Below are 19,831 nucleotides of genomic sequence, written 5' to 3'. Positions count from 1 at the left end.
AGATCGTTGCCGGGATGGCCACCGGAATGACCACCGGCATGGTCACCGGGGAAGTCGCCGGGAAGGTCGCCGGGATCGTTGCCTCGGGCGGGCGCCGCGAAGGCGGCGGCCAGCTGGTGGGACCTCAAAGTGGCCTTCTCCAGGACGGCGCGGGCATGGACCAGCCGGTCGTGCTCCAGACCGGCCGTGCTCGCGGAAGTGATCACGACGACGGGCACGGCGCGCAGCTCCGCGTCCGCCGCCAGCCGGGCCAGGACCTGGTACCCGTCCAGGTCCGGCATGTGCAGATCGAGCAGGACGGCGTCCGGGCGCTCACGCCGGATCGTCTCCACCGCCCGGCTTCCCTCGCAGACCTCGACGATCCGCTCCGCCAGCTCACCGAGCAACGGACGCACACTCGCCCGGTACGCCTCGTCGTCGTCGACGCTGACCAGCACCGCCACGCGCCGCGGCGGGTCCTCGACCGGCGGTCCCGGCACCGGCAGCCGCACCACGACACGCGTCCCCTCGCCCGGGCCGCTGGTGAGCGTCAGACTGCCGCCGAGGAGCCCGGTCAGACGGCGGGCGTAGGGCAGACCGAGACCGGTACCGGAACGGCCCCGCTGATGCGCCCCGCGCACCTGGTAGAACTCCTCGAAGACGCGTTCCTGCTGCTCCCGCGGGATCCCGACACCGGTGTCCGCGACCGTGAGGACCAGCTCCCCGCCGTCCGGGCCCTCCCCCAGCGCCACGTCCAGCGTCACGCTGCCCCGCTCGGTGAACTTCAGCGCGTTGGACAGCAGGTTGCGAAGGACCCGGCTGAGCATCACCTCGTCACTGACGAACACCGGCACCGACACCGGGTCGGCGATGCCCAGCGTCACACCCTCACCCGCGCGCACACCCAAAGTGCCCCGCAGTTCCGCGAGCAGCGCCCGCAGATCCACCCGCGCCCAGACCGGCTCCAACCGCCCCGACTCCGCCTTCGCGACGTCCAACAGCTCGTCCACCAGCGTCAGCAGCGTACTCCCCGACGCCGAGATCAGCCCGATCTGCTCCCGCTGGTCCTCCTCCAGACGCCCCGCCCCGCTCGCCAGCAACAACCCGGCCAACCCGACCACGGAATTCACCGGAGTACGCAGCTCATGGCTGACGTTCGCCCAGAACCTGGTCTTCGCCTCACTGGCCACCCGGAGCTGACGCGACTTCTCCTCCAATTCCCCGTACAGGGCCACCACCCCGCGATTCGTCTCCTCCAACTCCTGCGACAACTCGGAATACAGCGCCACCACCCCCCGATTCGTCTCCCCCAACTCCTCGTTCAGCCGCTGCAACTCCTCACGCTGAGCACGCGACTCCCCCAACGCCGCGATCAGGTCCCTGGTCTGCGCCCGCGCGTCCTCCGACGCCGACGACCCGCCATGCGCCCCGAGCACCTCACGCGCCCGATCCATCAGACCGGCCGGCCACTCACCGGACCCCAGCAGCGGCTGCTCCACGACCAGGCACTGCGCCGCCGGCCCCTCCACCCGCCGCACCTGCACCAGACGAGCCACCGCACCCAGCGCCTCCGGACTCGGCCCCGGACCACCCTGCCAACACATCGCCACCCGCAACACCGCCGACACCCCGCCCACCACCGCGAACTCCACCGTCAACGCGGTCGCGGTCAGCAGGTCACGCCCCAGCTCACTGAGCGCGGTGGCCAGCCTGACCTGGTCCTGGTTCTCGACACCGAACACCCCGGCGACCGCCCGGCCACAGCGCCGCAACGCGAAGGTGTCCTGCTCGGTGGCGACCGAGATGGTCATCAGATGGACGGTACCCGTACCGCCCGGCACACTCACCACGCACCCCTCGCCACGAGCACACCCGCGTCGTCCCGACGCACCCCCGCCTCACGCAGCAACTGGCCCGCCGCCACCAGCGGGATATGTCCGAGCAACCCCGGCAGATCCGCCGGCCGCCACCGTTCGGTCAGCCCGTCCGAATGCATCACCACCGCACTACCCGCCGGCAGGTCCTGCTCGACCGTCCGCAGCGACGGCAGATGGTGACCGACGATACCCGGCGCCGACGGCAGCGAACGCCGGCCGCCCGTCGCCGGATCCAGGACGAACGTACTGACATTCCCGACACCGCAGAACAACACCCGACCCGCCGACACCCCGATCGACACCACCGCGACCGCGCCACCACGACCCGCGCTCAACGCACGATGGATATCCATCAGAACAGCGTCCGGCCGCGTCGCCCGCGAAGCATGGAACGCGTCGACCGCCGCCCGGGAGGCCCGGGCCGCCAACGGCCCGTGCCCGAGACCGTCGCAGAACATCAACAGCAACGCGTCGCGATCCGCGACCGCGCCCCGCTCCTCCCGCACCGACGCCGCCCGCGGCACCCCGGGCGCGTCGACACCAGCCAATGCCGCCCAACTCAGCGAACCACGAGAGACCCCACCGCCAACCGGCACCCCACCGCCACCCGCCACCCCCAGGCCGCCACCCGGCGCCGCGACCGACCGCGCCGCCCACGCGTCCCCACAGACCTCCTCACCACTGATCGCCCTCGTCAACCCCGCCACCACCGGCTCACCCGCCACCCGGGCCGCCGCCGCGGCCTCCCGCGTCCAGAACCGCGCCGCCAGCACGGTCCCCCGCCCGGGCAACGAATGCACGTCGAAGGTATCGGCCAACCGGGAGATCGCACCCAGCCCGATCCCCAGCGTGCTCGCGGACGACACCCCGTCGGTCAGCGCACGCGAGACATCCGCCATCCCAGGACCCGCGTCAACGGTCACGAACTCCAGACCGGCGTCCGTCGCGGTACGGACCACCCTCAACAACAGAGCACCGTCCACCGCATGACGACACAGGTTCGTCGCCGCCTCGCTCACCGCGAGCGCGACCTCGGCCGCCCGCTGATCACCCAGCCCGATCCGACGCGCCAACGCCGCCGCGGCACCACGCGCCGCCGCCGGCATGGAACGCTCGTCCCGAAACCACGCGACATCCTCGCTCCCCAGCAACACCGCACTCACCGGGCCCACTTGATCACCGACACCAGCGTGCCGCGGCCGACCTCGGTGTCCAGGACGAAGTCGTCGACCAGACGCCGCGCGCCACTCAGACCCAGCCCCAGCCCGCTGCCCGAAGTCCAGCCGTCGGTCAACGCGAGGTCCACGTCGGCGATGCCCGGCCCGTTGTCCTCGAAGACCGCCGCCACACCCAGACGCATGTCCCGCCGGACCAGCCCGGTCCGCATCACCCCACCCCCGCCGTAGACCAGGGTGTTACGGGCCAACTCACTCGCCGCCGTCACCAACTTCGTCTGATCGACCAGCGACAGCTTGCAACGCTGAGCCAGCGAACGGACCAACTGCCGGGCCCGCACCACATCGTCATTCGACCGGACCGCAATACACTCCTGCTCACCCTCGGGCGTAGGCACGAGACCGCTCACGACCGAACCGAACCACGACCGCCCGCCGACCGGCCCAGCATCGCCAGGCCCTTCTCCAGACTGAGCGCGGTACGCACGCCCCCCAGCGAGAGCCCGAGCTCGACCAGGGTGATCGCGACGGCGGGCCGCATACCCACCACCACGGTCTCGGCGTCCAGCATGCGGGAGATCGCGGCGGTGGTGGCGAGCATCCGGCCCACGAACGAGTCGACGATCTCCACCGCGGTGATGTCGATCACCACCCCGCTCGCACCGGTCGCCACGATCCGTGCGGCCAAGTCGTCCTGGAGGTCCAGAACGGTCTGGTCCTCCAGATCCACCTGGATGGACACCAGCAGCACATCGCCGATCTTCAGAACAGGTACGCGCTCCGTCACGGCCGGCCACCAGCCATCATCGGGTCGACACCACCACGGCGCAGCGCGTGCTTGAGCGCGTCGGCGAGCGTCGCCTTCGTGACGATGTCCCCGAACTGGATACCCAACGCCACGATCGTCTGCGCGATCTGCGGGCGGATACCCGAGATGGTGCACTCGGCGCCCATCAGCCGCGCGGCCACCACCGTCTTGAGCAAGTGCTGGGCGACCTCGGTGTCCACCGCCGGCACCCCGGTGATATCGATAATCGCCTGCTCCGAACCCGTGTCCACGAGTGTCTGGAGCAGCTTCTCCATCACCACCTGGGTGCGGACCGAGTCGAGCGTGCCGACCAGCGGCACCGCCACCACACCGTCCCACAGCTTCACCACGGGGGTGGAGAGCTCCAGGAGCTGCTCCGACTGCGCGCTGATGAGCTCCTCACGGGTCCGCGCGTACACCTCCATCGTGAACAGCGCCAGCGCGTCCATCAACTGTGACAGTTGCAGGTAGACGGTGATGTCCTGCGCCGAACTGTCCGTCGTCGGCGCCAGGATGGCCTTGAAAGCGAGAACGCTGGTCGCGGTCTCGGTGGTGGTGAAACCCTGACGGGCCCGGTTGCGCGACAGCTCGGTGAGCAGCGCGCGCACCTCCGCGAAGTCCTCGCCCTGCCAGTCGAAACCCCCCTGGCGTAGGCCCTCCACCAGGGCCGTGAACAGCTCCTGCAACTCGCGGTCGAGTTCGGCCTCACTGATCCGCCCCCGCAGCGTCCGCGACACCGCGTCCACCCAGGCCGAACCCAGGGCCTTTCGCTGCTCCGTCAAGAGCTCCACCAAACGCACCGACATTGCCTTATCCGCCACTTGGGCACTCTCCATCGATCATGCCCGACCTCACGGGCTCTCCGGCACCCGTATGCCACGGACGCGGCGGGCCAAACCTGCGTCTTCGCGCACGGGTCCGGCTCCCTCCCGCGCGGCGGGGGCGGCGCCCGCGGCGCTGTCGTCGGACGACTCGAAACGCCCGTCCGGGGCAGACGGGGGCGTCGTGGCTTCTACGATGGGGCCAGGTGCCTCGACACGGACGGGGCGACGGTCGGAGCCGGTGGCGAGAGGTGCGGATGGTCGCCGGTGCGAACCGTACGGAAGGAGAGGACGCGTCGGATGGGCCAGCCCGAAGGAGTCGAGTACGGGGCGACGGCGGGTGCCGGTGTCGACATCTTCGAAGGCGACCGCGAGGTCGGGCGCGATCTCGCGGCGGTGGACTGGACGGCGACGCCGCTGGGCGCGCCCACCGGCTGGCCGCAGAGCCTGCGCACGGCCGTGAGCATCCTGCTCTCCTCCCGGTTCCCGATGTGGATGGCCTGGGGCGAGGACCTGACGTTCTTCTGCAACGCCGCCTACCGGCGCGACACCCTCGGCCGGAAGTACCCCTGGGCGCTGGGCCGGCCGGCGAGCGAGGTGTGGGCGGAGATCTGGGGCGACATCGGCCCGCGGATCGGGACCGTGCTGACCACGGGCCGGGCGACCTGGGACGAGGCGCTGCTGCTGTTCGTGGAGCGTTCCGGATATCCCGAGGAGAGCTACCACACCTTCTCCTACAGTCCCCTGCGCGACGACGACGGCCTCGTGAGCGGCGTGTTGTGCGTGGTCAGCGAGGAGACCGACCGGGTCATCGGCGAGCGGCGGATGGCGACCCTGCGGGACCTCGGCTCGGACCTCAGCGTGGTGCGTACCGAGGAGGAGACCCTGGCCTTCAGTACCCGCCAGCTCGCCGCCAACCCTCATGACCTGCCGTTCGTCCTGACCTATCTGGCGCTGCCCGACGGGTCCGCCCGTCTGGCCGCCGCGACCGGCCTGCCCGCCGGACACCCCGCCGCCCCGGCGCTCCTGCCCCCGGGCGGCACACCCGGGGTGTGGCCGTCGGCGCGGGCGGCGCAGGCCGAACCGGTGGTCGTCGCCCTCGACGGTCCCGCGTTCGCGGACCTTCCCACCTTCGGCCGGCCGGCTCCGCCCACCCATGCCCTGGTCGTCCCGCTGCTGCGGCGGGGCGACGTGCCCTACGGCTTCCTGGTGGCGGCGCTCAACCGCTACCGGGCAGCGGACGAGGGCTACCGGGGATTCGTCGAGCTGGCCGCCGGCCACGTCGCGGCAGGGGTCGCCGGCGCCCGCGAGTACCAGGCCCAGCAGCAGCGCGCCGACGAACTCGCGGCACTCGACCGGGCCAAGACCGCCTTCTTCTCCAACGTCAGCCACGAGTTCCGCACCCCCCTGACCTTGATCATGGGTCCGCTCGAAGAGCTTCGGACCAGGCTGGCGGACGCCGATCCGCGCACGAGGGAGGAACTGGACGTCATCCACCGCAACGGGCTGCGGCTGGGCAGGCTCGTCAACACCCTGCTCGACTTCTCCCGGATCGAGGCCGGCCACCTGCGGGCCAGCTACGAACCGGTCGAGCTGGCCGCGACCACCGCGGAGCTGGCCAGCGTCTTCCGCTCCGCCGTCGACAAGGCCGGCCTGGCCTTCACGATGGACTGCCCACCGCTGGCGGAGCCCGTCCACATCGACCGGGACATGTGGGAGAAGGTCGTCCTCAACCTGCTCAGCAACGCCCTCAAGTTCACCTTCGAGGGCTCGATCGGCGTCGCCGTGCACCGGGAGGACGACCACGCGGTCGTCACGGTCACCGACACCGGCGTCGGGGTGCCCGCCACCGAGCTGCCGCGCCTCTTCCAACGGTTCCACCGGATCGAGAACACCCGCGCGCGCTCCCACGAGGGCAGCGGCATCGGACTCGCCCTCGTCCAGGAACTCGTCCAGGCCCACGGTGGCACCATCACCGCCCGCAGTCGCGAGGGCGAGGGCACGGCCTTCACCGTCCGCCTGCCGTTCGGCCACGCCCACCTCCCCCAGGACGCCCTGGCCCCCGCGCCCGCGGCGCCCGCCCGCGCGTCGGCCGCGGCCGACCCCTACCTGGAGGAGGCGCTGCGCTGGCTCCCCGGGAGCGAACGGGCCGACCCCTCCCGGTCCACCGAAGTGCCGGACCGCGCCGCACCCCTCGGCGGGCGGTCGGCCCAGCCCCGCGCCCGGGTCCTGATCGCCGACGACAACGCCGACATGCGCGAGTACCTCAGCCGGCTCCTCACCGGCCCCGGCTACCTGGTCCGGGCCGTCGCCGACGGCCTGGCAGCGCTGGAGGCGGTCCGTGCCGAGGCCCCCGACCTCGTCGTCAGCGACGTCATGATGCCCGGCCTCGACGGTGTCCGGCTCGTGGCCGCGCTGCGCGCCGACCCGCGGACCGCCGCCGTCCCCGTCATCCTGCTCTCGGCCCGCGCCGGACAGGAGGCCTCCATCGAGGGCCTCGACGCCGGCGCCGACGACTACCTGGTCAAACCCTTCGCCGCGGCGGAACTGCTCGCCCGGGTCCGTGCCACCATCGACATGACACGGCTGCGCAACCGCCACGCGCGCTGGCGCACAGCCCTGGTCGACTCCCTCCAGGAGGGGTTCTTCGTCTGCGACGAGCACGGCGACGTCATCGAGGTCAACGCCGCGTTCACCGCCATCCTCGGCCACGGGCCCGAGGGCCTGCCCTACCGGTACCCCCAGCCGTGGTGGCCCGAGCGCGACGCCGACCCCGACGCCCACCGGCTGGTGGCCGACGCCCTCGCCGAACTGACCGGCCGGGAGCACGGCACCTGCACCATCCCGGCCACCCACCGCGACGGCCGTCAGGTGTGGGTGGCAGCCGCCTTCAACCGCGTCCAGGAGCCGGAGAGCGGGCGCCGCGTCATCGTCGGCACCATCCGTGACGTCACCTCGGAGCACCACGCGGCCCAACGGGCGGCCGCCCTGGCATCGCTCGGCACGCGCCTCGCGGAAGCCGCCACCCTGCCCGACGCCATGGCCGCGGCCATGGCCGAGCTGCGACGGGTCTGGCGGGCCGACACCGTCCTCGCCGTGCTGTTCCCGCCCGACGGGGCCCCGGTGCTGACCGCCACCGACCCGGAACAGCGCTGGGACGACCTGCCGGCCGAGCGGCGCGAGACCCTCACCGCCCTGCGCACGCGCCCCGCCCTCACCCCGGTCACCGACCGGGCCGACGGCTCCGGCATCGTCCTCGAACACCCGCGCGGCACGCTCCTCCTGTGGATCGACCGCCAAGGGCCGCGACCCTTCACCGAACAGGACCGGCAGCTGCTCTCCCAACTGGCCGGCCGCCTGGCCCAGGGACTGGCCCGGGTGCACCAGATCGACCAGCAGCGCGAGACCGCGATAACCCTGCAACGCGCCATCCTCGGCCCCTCCCACCTGCCCGGCGGCTTCGCCGTACGCTACGAGCCCGCCACCCGCCCCCTGGAGGTCGGCGGCGACTGGTACGACATCGTGGCCCTCCCCGACGGCCGCACCGGCATCGTGGTCGGGGACTGCGTCGGGCGCGGGCTCACCGCGGCCACCGTCATGGGCCAACTCCGGAGCGCCTGCCGCGCCCTGCTCCTCCAGGACCCCTCGCCCGCCCGCACCCTCGCGGCCCTGGACCGCTTCGCGGCCGACATCCCCGGGGCGATGTGCACCACCGTCTTCTGCGGAGTGCTCGACCCCGCCGACGGCCACCTCGTCTACTCCAGTGCCGGCCACCCTCCCGGCGTCCTCACCCACCCCGACGGGACCACCGTCCTCCTCCAGGACGGCAACGCGCTGCCCCTCGCCGTCCGGACCGGTGCGGACCGGCCCGAAGTCCGGTGCACCATGCCGCCGCGCTCCACCCTGCTGCTCTACACCGACGGTCTGGTGGAGCGCCGCCGCCGCCCCCTGAGCGAAGGCGTCGACCGGGCCGGAACCATCCTGCGGGAAGGGCGCGCGCTGTCGGTCGACGACCTCGCCGCCCGCCTCATGGCCGCGCTCGCCCCCGACGACGGGTACGACGACGACGTGGCCATCCTGCTCCACCGCCACCCCGCCCCGCTGGAGGTGACCTTCCCCGCGGAGTCCGGGCAGCTCGCCCCCGTCCGGAACAGCCTCCGCGGCTGGTTGAACCGGTGCGGGCTGCCCGCGCCCACCGTGCAGAGCGTCCTGGTCGCGGCCGGCGAAGCGTGCGCCAACGCCATCGAACACGGTCACCGTGACGCGCCGGGCGCCCGGATCCGCCTGTCCGCCGTCGCCACGGCCGCCGAGCTGCGCCTGACCGTCGCGGACACCGGCCACTGGAAGATCCCCGGACACCGGGCCGACACCGACCGCGGTCGCGGCGTCGCCCTGATGAACGCCCTCATGCAGCAGGTCACCATCACCCCAGGCAGCGGCGGCACCACCGTCGACATGCAGCTAAGGATCGCCTGATGACCACCGCGCTCGTCCTCACCCCCGGCCACGGCCCGGGCGGCTCGCCCGTGCTGCGGGCGGCCGGCGAGATCGACCTGGCCAACGCCCACGAACTCGCCGCGGCCATCGACCGGATCCCCGAGTCCGACACGCCCCTGACCGTCGACGTCAGTGCCGTCGAGTACCTCGACAGCGCCGGCCTCACCGTCCTCTTCGCGCGTGCCCACCGGATCCGGCTGATCACGAGCCCGCTCCTGACCCCGCTGCTCACCGTCTCGGGCCTGAGCCAACTCGTCTCGGTCCGCGAGGTCATCGACCCGCCGCCGAACTGAGAGCTCCCCACGCGCGGGGGCCGTGCCGTCACGGGGGATGTGCCGCGCGCGGCTCCGCACCGGGCGCCGGCCCCGGCGCGCCCCGCCGAACGCGCCGAACGCGCCGAACGCGCCGAACGCGCCGAACGCGCCGAACGCGCCGAACGCGCCGACGGCACGGTCCCACCGTCCGTCCACGAAGGGCATCACAATGAGTCGCAGTCCAGTCACCGGAGGCACTCATGACCATGATGCTCGTCAAGGGCCGCTACGAGATCAAGAACTTCGAACCGGACGGCGACACCGTCCACTTCCTCCCCGACGACCCCGGCTTCTGGCCCGAGCTGCCCGGTGAGCACAAGGTCAAGCGGAACGCCCACGGCGGCGCCGGCCTCCGGCTGGACGGGATCGACGCACTGGAGACCCACTACCAGGGAGTCGGCCCCGACTTCGTGCACCAGCCGCTCGATCTGGGCGCCCACGCGGCCCGGGACGCCCTGCTGACCTGGCTGGGCTTCACCGACGTCACGCGCGGGGCGGACGAGAAGGTCACCTCCGCCACCCCGGACACCGTCCCCGGCTTCGTCCTCGCCAGTGGCGCCGACACCTACGGCCGCTGCATCGCCCTGGTCGGCCGGGGCACTCCGGCGCCGGACGCCAGGAGCGGGGCGATGATCAGGGTCGACGTACCGCTCCTCCGCCAGAGCGCCAACCACGAACTGCTCTCCCGCGGCCTGGTCTACCCGACGTTCTACTCGAACCTGCCCCGGGAACTGCGCCTCGACATGGCCGCGACCGCCCGGCAGGCGCAGGCCGCGAAGGCACCCGGCAGCGTCTGGGCCACGGACGTCACCCACAGCGGCGCCGAGATCGAGGACCTGAGCTCGATCACCGACCGGCTGGTCATCCTGCCCAAGCTGTTCCGACGCCTGGCCGACTACCTGCGCCTGTTCGGCCCCTCCCTCGACTCGCTCCCCGCCTACCTGGCCGGCGCGGACGACGAGTTCTTCCTCTCCGAACAGACGACCTCCACCAGAGGCCTGCACCGCGTGATCGACGTCAACGACGGCACGGTGAAGCTGCGCCCCGGCATCGAGGACATCGTCTTCGTCGAGAAGTGAACGAGAAGTGAACCGGAAGGCCGACGGCAGGCGTGCCGCCGGCATCCTCGGTCCGTGACCGCCGCGTCGGCTCGACGCCCTCGTCAGGGCGACTCGTCGGCGAGGCGGTTGCTGCGGTCGATCTCCGCCATGTGCGTCTCGGCCCAGACCCGCAGGGCGGAGAGCGGCTCTTCGAGGGAGAGGCCGAGTTCGGTGAGCCGGTAGTGGACGGCGGGGGGCACGGTGGGCTCCACCCGGCGCGCGACCAGGCCGTCGCGGACGAGGCTCCGCAGGGTGACGGACAGCATCTTCTGGGAGATGCCCGGGAAACGGCGCCGCAGTTCCGCGAAACGGAGCTCGCCCGGCGCCTCCTCGGCCAGCACCTTGACCGCCATCGACGTCCACTTGGTGCCGATCCGGTCGAGCAACTGGCGGGTCGGGCAGAGCGGATCCAGCAGATCGCCCCGCTCACCGGGCCGCCGGCCGGGTTCGCCGGGCCTCGATGTGGTCACTCCGGGCTCACCACCTGAAGGAAAAGTGCCGTCTTGGAGGAGTCAGCGTAGTTCCTTAGCGTGACCTGGTCACCATTCCTCACCACCTCTGGAGCCCTCCATGCCCGAGTTGCGGCGCGTCCCCGTCAACGGTGTCGAACTGAACGTCGCCCTCGCCGGATCGGGCCCGGCCGTCCTGCTGCTGCACGGTTTCCCGCACACCTGGGAGGTGTGGACGGACGTCATGGCCGGCCTTTCCGGCCGCTACCGCGTCATCGCGCCGGACCTGCGCGGGTTCGGCGCGAGCAGCGGGACCGCCACCGGGTACGACGCGGGAACCCTGGCCGAGGACGCCGCGGCGCTTCTCACCACGCTCGGCGTGGCCCCGGCCGCGGTGGTGGGCATCGACGCGGGTACCGCACCGGCCTTCCTCCTCGCCCTGCGCCGCCCCGGTCTCGTCCGGCGCCTGGTCGTCATGGAGGCCCTTCTGGGCAGGCTGCCCGGCGCCGAGGAGTTCCTCGCCGACGGCCCGCCGTGGTGGTTCGGCTTCCATGCCGCCGCGCCCGGCCTCGCCGAGTCCGTACTGGAGGGCCACGAAGCGGCCTACGTCGACTGGTTCCTGCGCTCCGGCACACTCGGCGACGGGGTGCGCCCCGCCCTCCGGGACGCCTTCGTCCGCGCGTACACCGGCCGCCAGGCGCTGAGCCGCGCGTTCTCGTACTACCGGGCGCTGCCCGAGAGCGCGGTACAGGTCGAACAGGCGGTCGCCGCCGCGCGCCTGACGGTGCCGACGATGGCGGTGGGCGCCCGGCCCGTCGGCGCGGCGCTGGAACGCCAGCTCCGCCCGATCACCGACGACCTCACCGGACACGTCATCGAGGACTGCGGCCACATCATCCCGCTGCACCGCCCCCGCGCCCTGCTCGGGCTGCTGCGTCCGTTCCTGACCGGCGCGGAGGCGAAAGCAGGGTGACCAGGTCCGAGGGCCGGCGTCCGATGCACGCCCCGGCCGAGGTGCCCTTCGCCCGCTCGCACATCCTCGGCCCCGCACCGGGTCAGGACTGCCGTGATGTCCCTTCTCCTCCCCCACCGGGCCGGCGGAGGCCGACGGCTCGGAGGTCAGCTCCTCGGCTCGCGCCGATGGCCCCCGTCCCCGAGGATCATGCCTGTGGGCACCCAGCGGCAGGGACCTGAGAAGACGGCCGACGGGCACTTCGTCGTGATCGACGGCCGCCGGTGGCGGGCGACGGACCCGTCCCTGCCCGAATCCACGGCCGCTCGTCTCCGACGCCACCTGATGGCGGCCCGGCGCGCGGTGCGCGCCGCCCTGGCGGCGGGGGACTCGGAGGCGGAGCGCGAGGCCCGGTCCCGCGTGCATGCGGCGAAGACGGCCCTCGGGGAACGGGGGACGCCGTGGTGGGAGCAGTCCCCCCACGAGCGCCGCGAGCGATGGGAGCGGGGCCTCGCGGACCTGGACGCCAGGAGCGAGCGGTGACGGCCACGCCCCCCGCACCGGACTCTCCGAGCACCGCTCCGAGCCGCGCCTGGTCGGGCCGGCCCGACCGGCCCAGTGCGATACTCGGGTGGTGGCGAAGGATCCGCAGAAGGTCGACCGGCTCGTCGAGCGGACCATTCTGGCTCTGCTGGAGCGTCGTGGGCCGACCTCGTCGATCTGCCCCTCCGATGCCGCCCGGGCGGCGTACGCGGGAGAGGGCGAGGGATGGCGTGCGTTGATGGAGCCGACTCGCCGGGCCGCGTGGCGGCTGGCTTCGGCGGGTGAGGTCGAGGTCACTCAGGCCGGGCGCCCTGTCACGCCCGCCGAGGTCCATGGCCCGATCCGCATTCGTCGAGCGCGGGGACGAACGACCCGCACCGAGCCGTAGGTCATCCCCGCCGTCCCGATGGTGGTGGCCGGTGAAGGGCGCCGTGCTGTCAGAGCGCGCGGACGGCTGCGGCGCGAGGGCTCCCCGCCGGGGGCTCGCCGAGTGCGGCGCGTCGCGCGCAGCACCCCGTCCCCGTGGGCCGCGCCTACGATGGCGGCCATGGCCGATCACGCTGCAGCAGGCGAGTCCGTCATCCGTATCGTCGGAGCGGCCGCCAACAATCTCGCCCAGGTGAGCGTCGACCTGCCGAAGAAGGCGTTGACCGTGGTCACCGGGGTTTCCGGGTCCGGCAAGTCCTCACTCGTGCTGGACACGATCGCCGCCGAGGCACAACGTCTGGTGAACGACTCGTACCCGTCGTTCGTGAGGAACCGCCTTCCCCACATGCCGGCGCCCGAGGTGCAGTCGATGAGCGGTCTGACGTTCACGGTCATCATCGATCAGCGCCGCTTCACCGGAAACGCCCGGTCGACGGTGGCGACGGCTTCCGACCTCGCTCCCCTGCTCAGACTCGTGTTCTCACGGATCGGCGTGCCCTCCGCCGGATACTCGCCGGCCTACTCCTTCAACGATCCGACGGGCATGTGCCCCGCGTGCGAAGGCCTCGGCACTGTCGTCGACATCGATGTCGAGGAGTTGATCGATCCGGAGAAGAACATCGACGAGGGACCTGTTCGATTCAGCCAGTTCCGCCCCGGCGTCTACCGCTGGAAGCGCTTCGCCTACTGCGGGCTGTTCGACCGGGAGAAGCCGCTGAAGGACTACACGCGGGACGAGATGCGGCTGTTCCTCTACGCGGATCAGCTGAAGCTGCCGGATCCGGATCCGCGCTTCCCCAAGACCGCCCGCTTCGACGGCGTCGTCACCCGGATGCGGGACGTGTACGTCAAGAACCGGCCGACCAAGATCTCACCGCAGGTGCGGGAGGAGCTGGACCGTCTGACGACGCACCGCGTCTGCCATGAGTGCGGCGGAGCGCGCCTGAACGCCGCGGCCCGCGCCAGCCTGATCGAGGGGCGCTCGATCGTCGACTGGTCGGCGATGCCGGTGGCCGAGCTCCGCGAACTCCTGGCGGCGCTGGAGGATCCGCGGGTGGAACCGGCCCTCGACGGGATCCGGCGGACCTTGGACGCACTGCTCTCCGTCGGGCTCGGATACCTCTCGCTCGACCGCGAGTCGTCGACGCTGTCCGGTGGCGAGGCACAACGGGTCAAGATCGTCCGACACCTGGGCAGCGCCCTCACCGACATCACCTACGTCTTCGACGAGCCCTCGACGGGCCTGCACCCCGCCGATGTGCAACGTCTCAACCACCTCCTGCTGCGGCTGCGCGACGCCGGCAACACCGTGGTGGTCGTGGAGCACCACCCCCAGGTGATCCGAATCGCCGACCATGTGATCGACATGGGACCGGGGGCGGGTTCACGGGGCGGCCTTGTGCAGTTCGAAGGTACGCCGAAGGCTCTGGCCGGCAGCGACACCGTCACCGGACGGCTGCTCTCGACGCCCCTGCCGCTCGCACGCGCGAGCCGCGAACCGCGAGCCTTCGTCCGCGTGGAGAACGCCTCCGCGCACAACCTCGCCGGCTTCGACGTCGACATTCCGCTCGGCGTCCTCACCGCGGTCACGGGCGTGGCGGGTTCCGGCAAGAGCTCGTTCGCCACCAATGAACTCCCCCGGCAGCACCCCGAGTTCACGGTCGTCGGGCAGGACCCGCTGCGCGGCGGGGTACGGTCGATGCCGCTCAGCATCCTCGGCGTCGCGGACAGCGTGCGCGAGGCGTTCAGCGCCGCCTCCGGGCTCGAACCGGCCTGGTTCAGCTTCAACTCCAAGGGCGCCTGCCCCACTTGCAGGGGCAGGGGCTACATCACCACCGAACTCGCCTTCCTCGACGACGTGGCGACACCCTGCGACGTCTGCGGGGGCGAACGCTTCAACCCCGCCGCCATGAAGGTCCGGCTCGACGGCCGGACGATCGCCGACGTCCTGAGAATGCCGGCGGGCCCCGTGGCGGACCTCTTCGCGGACCGCTCCGACATCGTGCGGACGATGGGCTGGCTCGAACGCGTCGGACTCGGCTACGCCGCCGTCGGACAGTCGCTCGACACCCTCTCCGGCGGCGAGAAGCAACGCCTCCTGCTGGCCCGGCACCTCAGCAGCTCGCCCGGCTTCGCCGAGGAGCGGATCGTCCTGGACGAACCGACGACCGGTCTGCACCCCAGCGACGTCGAACGGCTCGACCTGCTGTTCGCCGACCTCGTGGACGCCGGTGCGACGCTGGTGGTCGTGGAGCACAACCTGCGCGTAGTCGCCCAGGCCGACCATGTGATCGACATCGGCCCCGGAGCCGGGACGGACGGCGGCCGCCTGCTCTTCGCCGGCCCGCCCGCCGAACTGCTGCGCCGGACGGACTCCCTCACCGGGCGCGCGCTGGCGGCGGCCACCGAACAGCGGGCTACCGGGGCCGCGTCCCGCAGCACGGCCGGAGCCACCGCCCCCGGGTGACGCCGCGGCCGTTCCTGAGTACCGCGGGTTCGGCGGGGCGGCAGGGCGCGGGCAGCACGGTAGCGACGGCCGATCCGCCGCTACCGCGCCGTCGCCTCCTCGGCAGCAGCAGCCCCTGGCAGCGGCGGTCAGACGCCGACCGGGACGCGCACCACGAGCGCCTCACCCACCCGGTTGTGGCGCTCCTCCCAGGTCTCCAGCGCCGTCCGGCAGGCGTGATCGAGGTGGCGCAGGCCGGTCAGGTCCAGGTGGACGGTCCGGCCGGCGGGCAGTCGCTCCAGCGTGTCCAGGAGCCGGGGCAGGCGGAGGAAGGTCGCGTTGCCGGCCAGTGTCACCCCGACCGTTCCGTCCCCGCGCTCGTCGACCTCCACGTGCAGGTGCGAGGTGTCCCAGGCGCTCTTCAGCACGGAGAGCAGCAGGCCGAGCAGCACCCCCTCGAAGAGGTTGGTCACCACGACGGCGACCGCCGTGGCCATCAGGATCAAGGCCTCCCCGCGGTGCGTCCGCCACAGCGGAACGAGCGCCTTCGCCGGCACGAGCTTGGCCCCGGCGTGCACCAGGACCCCGGCCAGCGCGGCGAGCGGGATGACCGACAGCGCGGCGGGGAACAGCGCGGCGAACAGCAGCAGCCAGAGGCCGTGCAGCACGCGGGAGGCCTTGGTCCGCGCCCCGGCCTGGACGTTGGCGGCGCTGCGCACGATGACGGCGGTCATCGGGAGCGCGCCGAGGGCGCCGCAGACCGTGTTGCCGACCCCCTGGGCGATCAACTCCCGGTCGTAGTGGGTGCGCGGGCCGCCGTGCAGGCGGTCCACCGCCGCGGCGCTGAACAGGCTCTCCGCCGAGGCGATCAGGGCGAACGCGAGCACGGCGCCGAGGACGCCGACATCGCCGAGCGCCGCCAGGTCCGCGCCGCCGGGGAGGTCGATCACCCCGGCCAGACCGGCGACCTCGACCTTGCCGACGGAGAGGTCGAACAGCGCGGTGGCGGCGGTGGCCGCGGCGACGGCGGCCAGCGGCGCGGGCACCGTCCGGACCCGGGCGGGCAGCCGGGGCCAGAGCACCAGAACGGCTATGGTGCCGATGCCGATCGCGGCGGCGGTGAGCGCCCGCGTCGAGGTCACGGTGTCGAGGACCAGGCCGGGAAGGCCCGCCAGCTTGTCGAGTCCGCTCCTGGGCGCTTTCGCGTCGGCCAGCGCGTAGAGCTGCCCGGAGATCAGCACCAGGCCGATGCCCGCCAGCATGCCCTGGACGACCGAGACCGAGATGGCGCGGAACAGGCGCCCGAGCCGCAGCGCGCCCATGCCGATCTGGAGCAGTCCGGCGGCCGCGGTGATCACGCCGAGGGTGGCGAGCCCGTGTTCCTGCACGGCCGCGAACACCAGGACGGTGAGGCCCGCGGCGGGGCCGGACACCTGGAGGCTGCTGCCCGGCAGCAGCCCGGTGAGAAGGCCGCCGACGATGCCGGTGAGCAGGCCGAGTTCGGCCGGGACGCCGGAGGCGACGGCCACACCGACGCAGAGCGGCAGCGCGACCAGGAAGACGACGAGGGAGGCGGCCAGGTCTGCCCGCAGGTCGGCGGGCCGGAGGGCGGGACGACGGATCATCAGGTCCTCGGTTCGATGGAGTGGACGGAGGGCAGGCGGCCGGTCACAGCGGGAGGAAGAGTCCGGAGTCGGCCCGGTGCGCGAGCACCAGCCCGGTGTGGACCTCGTAGAACCAGCCGTGGATCCGGACCCGGCCGTCGACCAGTCGCCGTGCGATGCCCGGGTAGCCGCGCAGCTGTTCCAGCTGGGCGAGGACGTGCCGTTGCACGGGCCCGGCCACGGTCGGGTCGAAGACGTCCGTCCCGTCGGCCCGCAGAACGCCGCGGTCGGCGTTGCCCAGCCAGGAGCGGACGGCGGGCGCCAGGCTGAGGTCGTCGCCGCGCACCACCGCGCCGACGGCCCCGCAGTGCGAGTGGCCGCACACCACGATGTCGCGCACGCCGAGGACGTCCACGGCGTATTCGATGGTGGCGGTCTCACCGGAGGCGGAGTCCGCACGGTAGGACGGGACGATGTTGCCCGCGGTGCGGAGTTCGAAGAGGTCGCCGGGCGCTGCCCCGGTGATCAGGGCCGGCACCACCCGGGAGTCCGAGCAGGTGATGAAGAGCGCCTGCGGCGACTGACCGGTGGCGAGGCCGTCGAGCTCGCGGCCGGCCCGGCCGGCGCGCTCGGGGAAGGCGCGGGCACGGTCGATCAACGGTTCCATGAGGGCATGCCTCCTTCTGCCTCCCGCCACGGACGGCGGGCGGGCGATCGGGATCGGGCAGGGGACGTTCGGCCCAGGCCCCGGGCCCGGACCGGCCGTCGGGCACGGCGGAGCCGCACGGCCGGTGACCTTCGGTGATCCCCCGATGACCTGATGCATCGTCAAGCGCTAGTAAAGCACGGCCATGAAGAAGGTAAAGCCCGCGTCTGGGAGGAAAGTGCGCCGGTCCGGTTAACATCTTGTTACCGCGTCGTGCCGGAGCGGTACGGGGTGCGGGCGGCACGTCGGGCGCCGCGCCGGCGCTCCGGCGCGCGCCTCGTCGGCCGCGCACGGATGATCACGAAAAGGTAACCGGTCTGAACCCAAGTTCGGGAGTTGTTCACGCAGCCGTGCGTTGTGTGAGGCCGGGGGATCGCCGTGCGGCTCCACACTCTTCGGCGGGCGGCCACCCCGAGCACGTGTTCCCCCCGGCCGTCCCGTCCCGCACCTCCCCCCTCTCCCCACGGGAGTTCCTGTGCACATGTCCCGTTCCGTCCGGGCCGCCCTCGCCACGGTCACGCTCACCGCGGCACTGCTGCCGCTCACCGGCGTCCAGGCCTCGGCCGCCACCGGCCCGTACAAGGGCCTGCCGAACGGCACCAGGACGGCCAAGACCCTGGTGATCGGCGTCGACGGCACCCGGTACGACAAGCTGCTGACCGCCGACGCGCCCACCATCAAGTCGCTGATGGCCTCGGGCCTCACCGCGACCAGCAACCTCTACGCCAACCCGTTGGCGCCGACGCTCTCCGGGCCGGGCTGGTCCACCATCGCCACCGGCGTCTGGCCGGACAGGCACGGCGTCAAGGACAACACCTTCGCCGGCTCCCGCTTCGACCTCTACCCGGACTTCGCCACCAGGCTGGAGACGGCCTCGCCCAGCGCCTCCACCCTGGTCGCCGCCTCCTGGAACCCGATCGCCGACAACGTCTTCCACGGCATGGCGGACCTGCGGATCGACGAGAGCGAGAACGACGTCAAGACCGCCTCGGACGCCGCCGACTACCTCACCAACGGGAACCCCGACACCACCTTCCTCCACTTCGACGAGGTCGACGAGGCGGGCCACAGCTACGGCGGCACCAGCTCCCAGTACGCCGCCGCGATCCACTCGGTCGACGCGCTGGTCGGGCAGGTCGTCCAGGCGGTGCGCAACCGCGCGACCTACGCCTCCGAGGACTGGCTGATCATCGTCACCACCGACCACGGCCACACCGACGCCGGCGGCCACGGCGGGAACAGCGCCGTCGAGCGCCAGACCTTCCAGATCGTCAACGGAGCCGGCTACGCCGCCGGTTCGACCCGCTTCGACGTCAAGCCGGTCGACATCGCACCCACCGTCCTCAAGCACGAGGGTGTCGCCCTCCAGCCGGCCTGGCAGCTGGACGGCAAGCCGATCGACGAGATCGTCCCCGACGCCTTCGACGCCCTGCGCCCCGGCCTGCAGACCCGGGTGGACGAGACCGGCATCCCCGCCACCACCAAGGGCTGGACCCACACCCCGCCGTCCGGCTGGACCATCGACAACTCCAGGATGCCCAGCGGCGGCGTCACCGAGTGGCGGGGCTGGGCCTTCGCCACGGACGAGTTCTGGACGGCGGCCCAGCTCGGCCAGTCCCGGGAGACCAACGTCCGGGCCCGCAACGTCTTCGCGGTCGCCGACTCCGACGAGTGGGACGACAAGTCGCACGGCACCGGGCAGTTCGACTCCACGCTGATCAGCCCGGCGTTCCCGGTCAGCGGCACCCAGGCCACCGTCTCCTTCGCCACCGACTACAAGGTCGACGGCCCGCAGACCGGCGACCTGTACGTCGTCTTCGGCACCGGCGCCCCGCAGTTGGTGAAGTCCTACCGCAGTGACCTCAACACCTTCGAGAAGCTCCAGGTCACCGTCCCGGCCGGCGCGACCACGGCACAGCTCCAGTTCCGCTACACCGGCACCAACAGCGCGTTCTGGACGGTCGACCAGGTCTCCGTCACCTCCTGACGCACCACTCGCCCGGGACACGTCGGCCCGGAGCAGCGGGCCGCCACGGCGGAGGGGGGGGGGGGGGGGGGGGGAGACCCCCCCCCCCCCCCCCCCCCCCCCCCCCCCCCACTCCCCCCCCTTGGGGGTTGACATTTCGGGGGGCAA

Annotated in this window: 15 protein-coding genes and 1 pseudogene; 8 read left to right on the top strand and 8 right to left on the bottom strand. The window is 72.4% G+C overall.

Annotated features, from left to right (window positions below; genetic code table 11):
• Positions 1-68 precede the first annotated feature (68 nt).
• The 5 genes and pseudogenes from ACZ4UX_RS26460 to ACZ4UX_RS26440 all read right to left on the bottom strand — a co-directional run.
• A pseudogene (locus ACZ4UX_RS26460) lies at positions 69-1,826 on the bottom strand (ATP-binding response regulator); the annotation flags it as partial.
• Positions 1,823-3,028 carry an ATP-binding SpoIIE family protein phosphatase gene (locus tag ACZ4UX_RS26455; protein WP_465708495.1) on the bottom strand — a complete coding sequence of 402 codons (1,206 nt, stop codon included), beginning with the start codon at positions 3,026-3,028 and terminating at the stop codon, positions 1,823-1,825. The pseudogene ACZ4UX_RS26460 and the gene ACZ4UX_RS26455, both read right to left, overlap by 4 nt.
• Positions 3,016-3,429 carry an anti-sigma regulatory factor gene (locus ACZ4UX_RS26450; protein WP_465708579.1) on the bottom strand — a complete coding sequence of 138 codons (414 nt, stop codon included), beginning with the start codon at positions 3,427-3,429 and terminating at the stop codon, positions 3,016-3,018. The genes ACZ4UX_RS26455 and ACZ4UX_RS26450 overlap by 13 nt, the downstream gene beginning before the upstream one ends.
• Positions 3,430-3,437: 8 nt before the next feature.
• The gene (locus ACZ4UX_RS26445; protein WP_380385712.1) at positions 3,438-3,818 is read right to left on the bottom strand and encodes an STAS domain-containing protein; all 381 of its coding nucleotides are present in this window, start codon (positions 3,816-3,818) and stop codon (positions 3,438-3,440) included.
• Positions 3,815-4,660: an STAS domain-containing protein gene (locus tag ACZ4UX_RS26440; protein ID WP_465708494.1), complete on the bottom strand. Its 846-nt coding sequence runs from the start codon at positions 4,658-4,660 to the stop codon at positions 3,815-3,817. The genes ACZ4UX_RS26445 and ACZ4UX_RS26440 overlap by 4 nt, the downstream gene beginning before the upstream one ends.
• A gap of 300 nt (positions 4,661-4,960) precedes the next feature.
• On the opposite strand from ACZ4UX_RS26440, the gene ACZ4UX_RS26435 reads away from it, so the two are divergent.
• The 3 genes from ACZ4UX_RS26435 to ACZ4UX_RS26425 all read left to right on the top strand — a co-directional run bounded on the left by ACZ4UX_RS26435 (position 4,961) and on the right by ACZ4UX_RS26425 (position 10,550).
• Positions 4,961-9,136, top strand: a complete 4,176-nt coding sequence (locus tag ACZ4UX_RS26435) for a SpoIIE family protein phosphatase (RefSeq protein ID WP_465708493.1) — start codon at positions 4,961-4,963, stop codon at positions 9,134-9,136.
• A complete protein-coding gene (locus ACZ4UX_RS26430) occupies positions 9,136-9,450 on the top strand; it encodes an STAS domain-containing protein (RefSeq protein ID WP_352292881.1) in 315 nt (104 codons plus the stop codon). Before ACZ4UX_RS26435 ends, ACZ4UX_RS26430 begins: the two co-directional genes overlap by 1 nt.
• A 221-nt stretch (positions 9,451-9,671) precedes the next feature.
• Positions 9,672-10,550 (top strand): nuclease, encoded by an 879-nt coding sequence (locus ACZ4UX_RS26425; protein ID WP_465708492.1) that lies wholly within the window; start codon positions 9,672-9,674, stop codon positions 10,548-10,550.
• Positions 10,551-10,633: 83 nt separating this feature from the next.
• On the opposite strand, the gene ACZ4UX_RS26420 is transcribed toward ACZ4UX_RS26425, so the two are convergent.
• Positions 10,634-11,041 carry a winged helix-turn-helix transcriptional regulator gene (locus ACZ4UX_RS26420; RefSeq protein WP_465708491.1) on the bottom strand — a complete coding sequence of 136 codons (408 nt, stop codon included), beginning with the start codon at positions 11,039-11,041 and terminating at the stop codon, positions 10,634-10,636.
• A gap of 100 nt (positions 11,042-11,141) precedes the next feature.
• On the opposite strand from ACZ4UX_RS26420, the gene ACZ4UX_RS26415 reads away from it, so the two are divergent.
• The 4 genes from ACZ4UX_RS26415 (at position 11,142) to ACZ4UX_RS26400 (ending at position 15,408) form a co-directional block, all read left to right on the top strand.
• The gene (locus tag ACZ4UX_RS26415; RefSeq protein ID WP_465708490.1) at positions 11,142-11,993 is read left to right on the top strand and encodes an alpha/beta fold hydrolase; all 852 of its coding nucleotides are present in this window, start codon (positions 11,142-11,144) and stop codon (positions 11,991-11,993) included.
• Positions 11,994-12,188: 195 nt separating this feature from the next.
• Positions 12,189-12,515, top strand: a complete 327-nt coding sequence (locus ACZ4UX_RS26410) for a hypothetical protein (protein ID WP_465708489.1) — start codon at positions 12,189-12,191, stop codon at positions 12,513-12,515.
• Positions 12,516-12,606: 91 nt separating this feature from the next.
• On the top strand, positions 12,607-12,903 hold the full coding sequence (locus ACZ4UX_RS26405; RefSeq protein ID WP_465708488.1) for a DUF3253 domain-containing protein: 297 nt from the start codon (positions 12,607-12,609) through the stop codon (positions 12,901-12,903).
• Between the two features lie 159 nt (positions 12,904-13,062).
• Positions 13,063-15,408 carry an excinuclease ABC subunit UvrA gene (locus ACZ4UX_RS26400; protein WP_465708487.1) on the top strand — a complete coding sequence of 782 codons (2,346 nt, stop codon included), beginning with the start codon at positions 13,063-13,065 and terminating at the stop codon, positions 15,406-15,408.
• A gap of 128 nt (positions 15,409-15,536) precedes the next feature.
• Here ACZ4UX_RS26400 and ACZ4UX_RS26395 read toward each other — a convergent pair whose 3' ends face one another.
• Both ACZ4UX_RS26395 and ACZ4UX_RS26390 read right to left on the bottom strand, forming a co-directional pair.
• A complete protein-coding gene (locus tag ACZ4UX_RS26395; protein WP_465708486.1) occupies positions 15,537-17,012 on the bottom strand; it encodes a SulP family inorganic anion transporter in 1,476 nt (491 codons plus the stop codon).
• Between the two features lie 43 nt (positions 17,013-17,055).
• Complete coding sequence (locus tag ACZ4UX_RS26390; protein WP_465708485.1) at positions 17,056-17,658, bottom strand: carbonic anhydrase; 603 nt, start codon at positions 17,656-17,658, stop codon at positions 17,056-17,058.
• 520 nt (positions 17,659-18,178) lie between these two features.
• Between ACZ4UX_RS26390 and ACZ4UX_RS26385 the strand changes: the two genes are divergently transcribed.
• Complete coding sequence (locus ACZ4UX_RS26385) at positions 18,179-19,684, top strand: alkaline phosphatase family protein (protein ID WP_465708484.1); 1,506 nt, start codon at positions 18,179-18,181, stop codon at positions 19,682-19,684.
• Positions 19,685-19,831 lie beyond the last annotated feature (147 nt).

This window comes from Kitasatospora sp. NPDC028961 (assembly GCF_055564815.1).
The sequence above is the reverse complement of the archived record's forward strand: the minus strand, read 5'-3'. Positions and strand labels throughout refer to the sequence as shown.

What these genes read in the sequence shown, in the direction of transcription:
- ACZ4UX_RS26415 (WP_465708490.1), top strand. Translation starts at nt 11,142, where the DNA reads ATGCCCGAGTTGCGGCGCGTCCCCGTCAACGGTGTCGAACTGAACGTC.
- ACZ4UX_RS26430 (WP_352292881.1), top strand. Translation starts at nt 9,136, where the DNA reads ATGACCACCGCGCTCGTCCTCACCCCCGGCCACGGCCCGGGCGGCTCG.
- ACZ4UX_RS26385 (WP_465708484.1), top strand. Translation starts at nt 18,179, where the DNA reads ATGTCCCGTTCCGTCCGGGCCGCCCTCGCCACGGTCACGCTCACCGCG.
- ACZ4UX_RS26395 (WP_465708486.1), bottom strand. Translation starts at nt 17,012, where the DNA reads ATGATCCGTCGTCCCGCCCTCCGGCCCGCCGACCTGCGGGCAGACCTG.
- ACZ4UX_RS26400 (WP_465708487.1), top strand. Translation starts at nt 13,063, where the DNA reads ATGGCCGATCACGCTGCAGCAGGCGAGTCCGTCATCCGTATCGTCGGA.
- ACZ4UX_RS26435 (WP_465708493.1), top strand. Translation starts at nt 4,961, where the DNA reads ATGGGCCAGCCCGAAGGAGTCGAGTACGGGGCGACGGCGGGTGCCGGT.
- ACZ4UX_RS26390 (WP_465708485.1), bottom strand. Translation starts at nt 17,658, where the DNA reads ATGGAACCGTTGATCGACCGTGCCCGCGCCTTCCCCGAGCGCGCCGGC.
- ACZ4UX_RS26425 (WP_465708492.1), top strand. Translation starts at nt 9,672, where the DNA reads ATGACCATGATGCTCGTCAAGGGCCGCTACGAGATCAAGAACTTCGAA.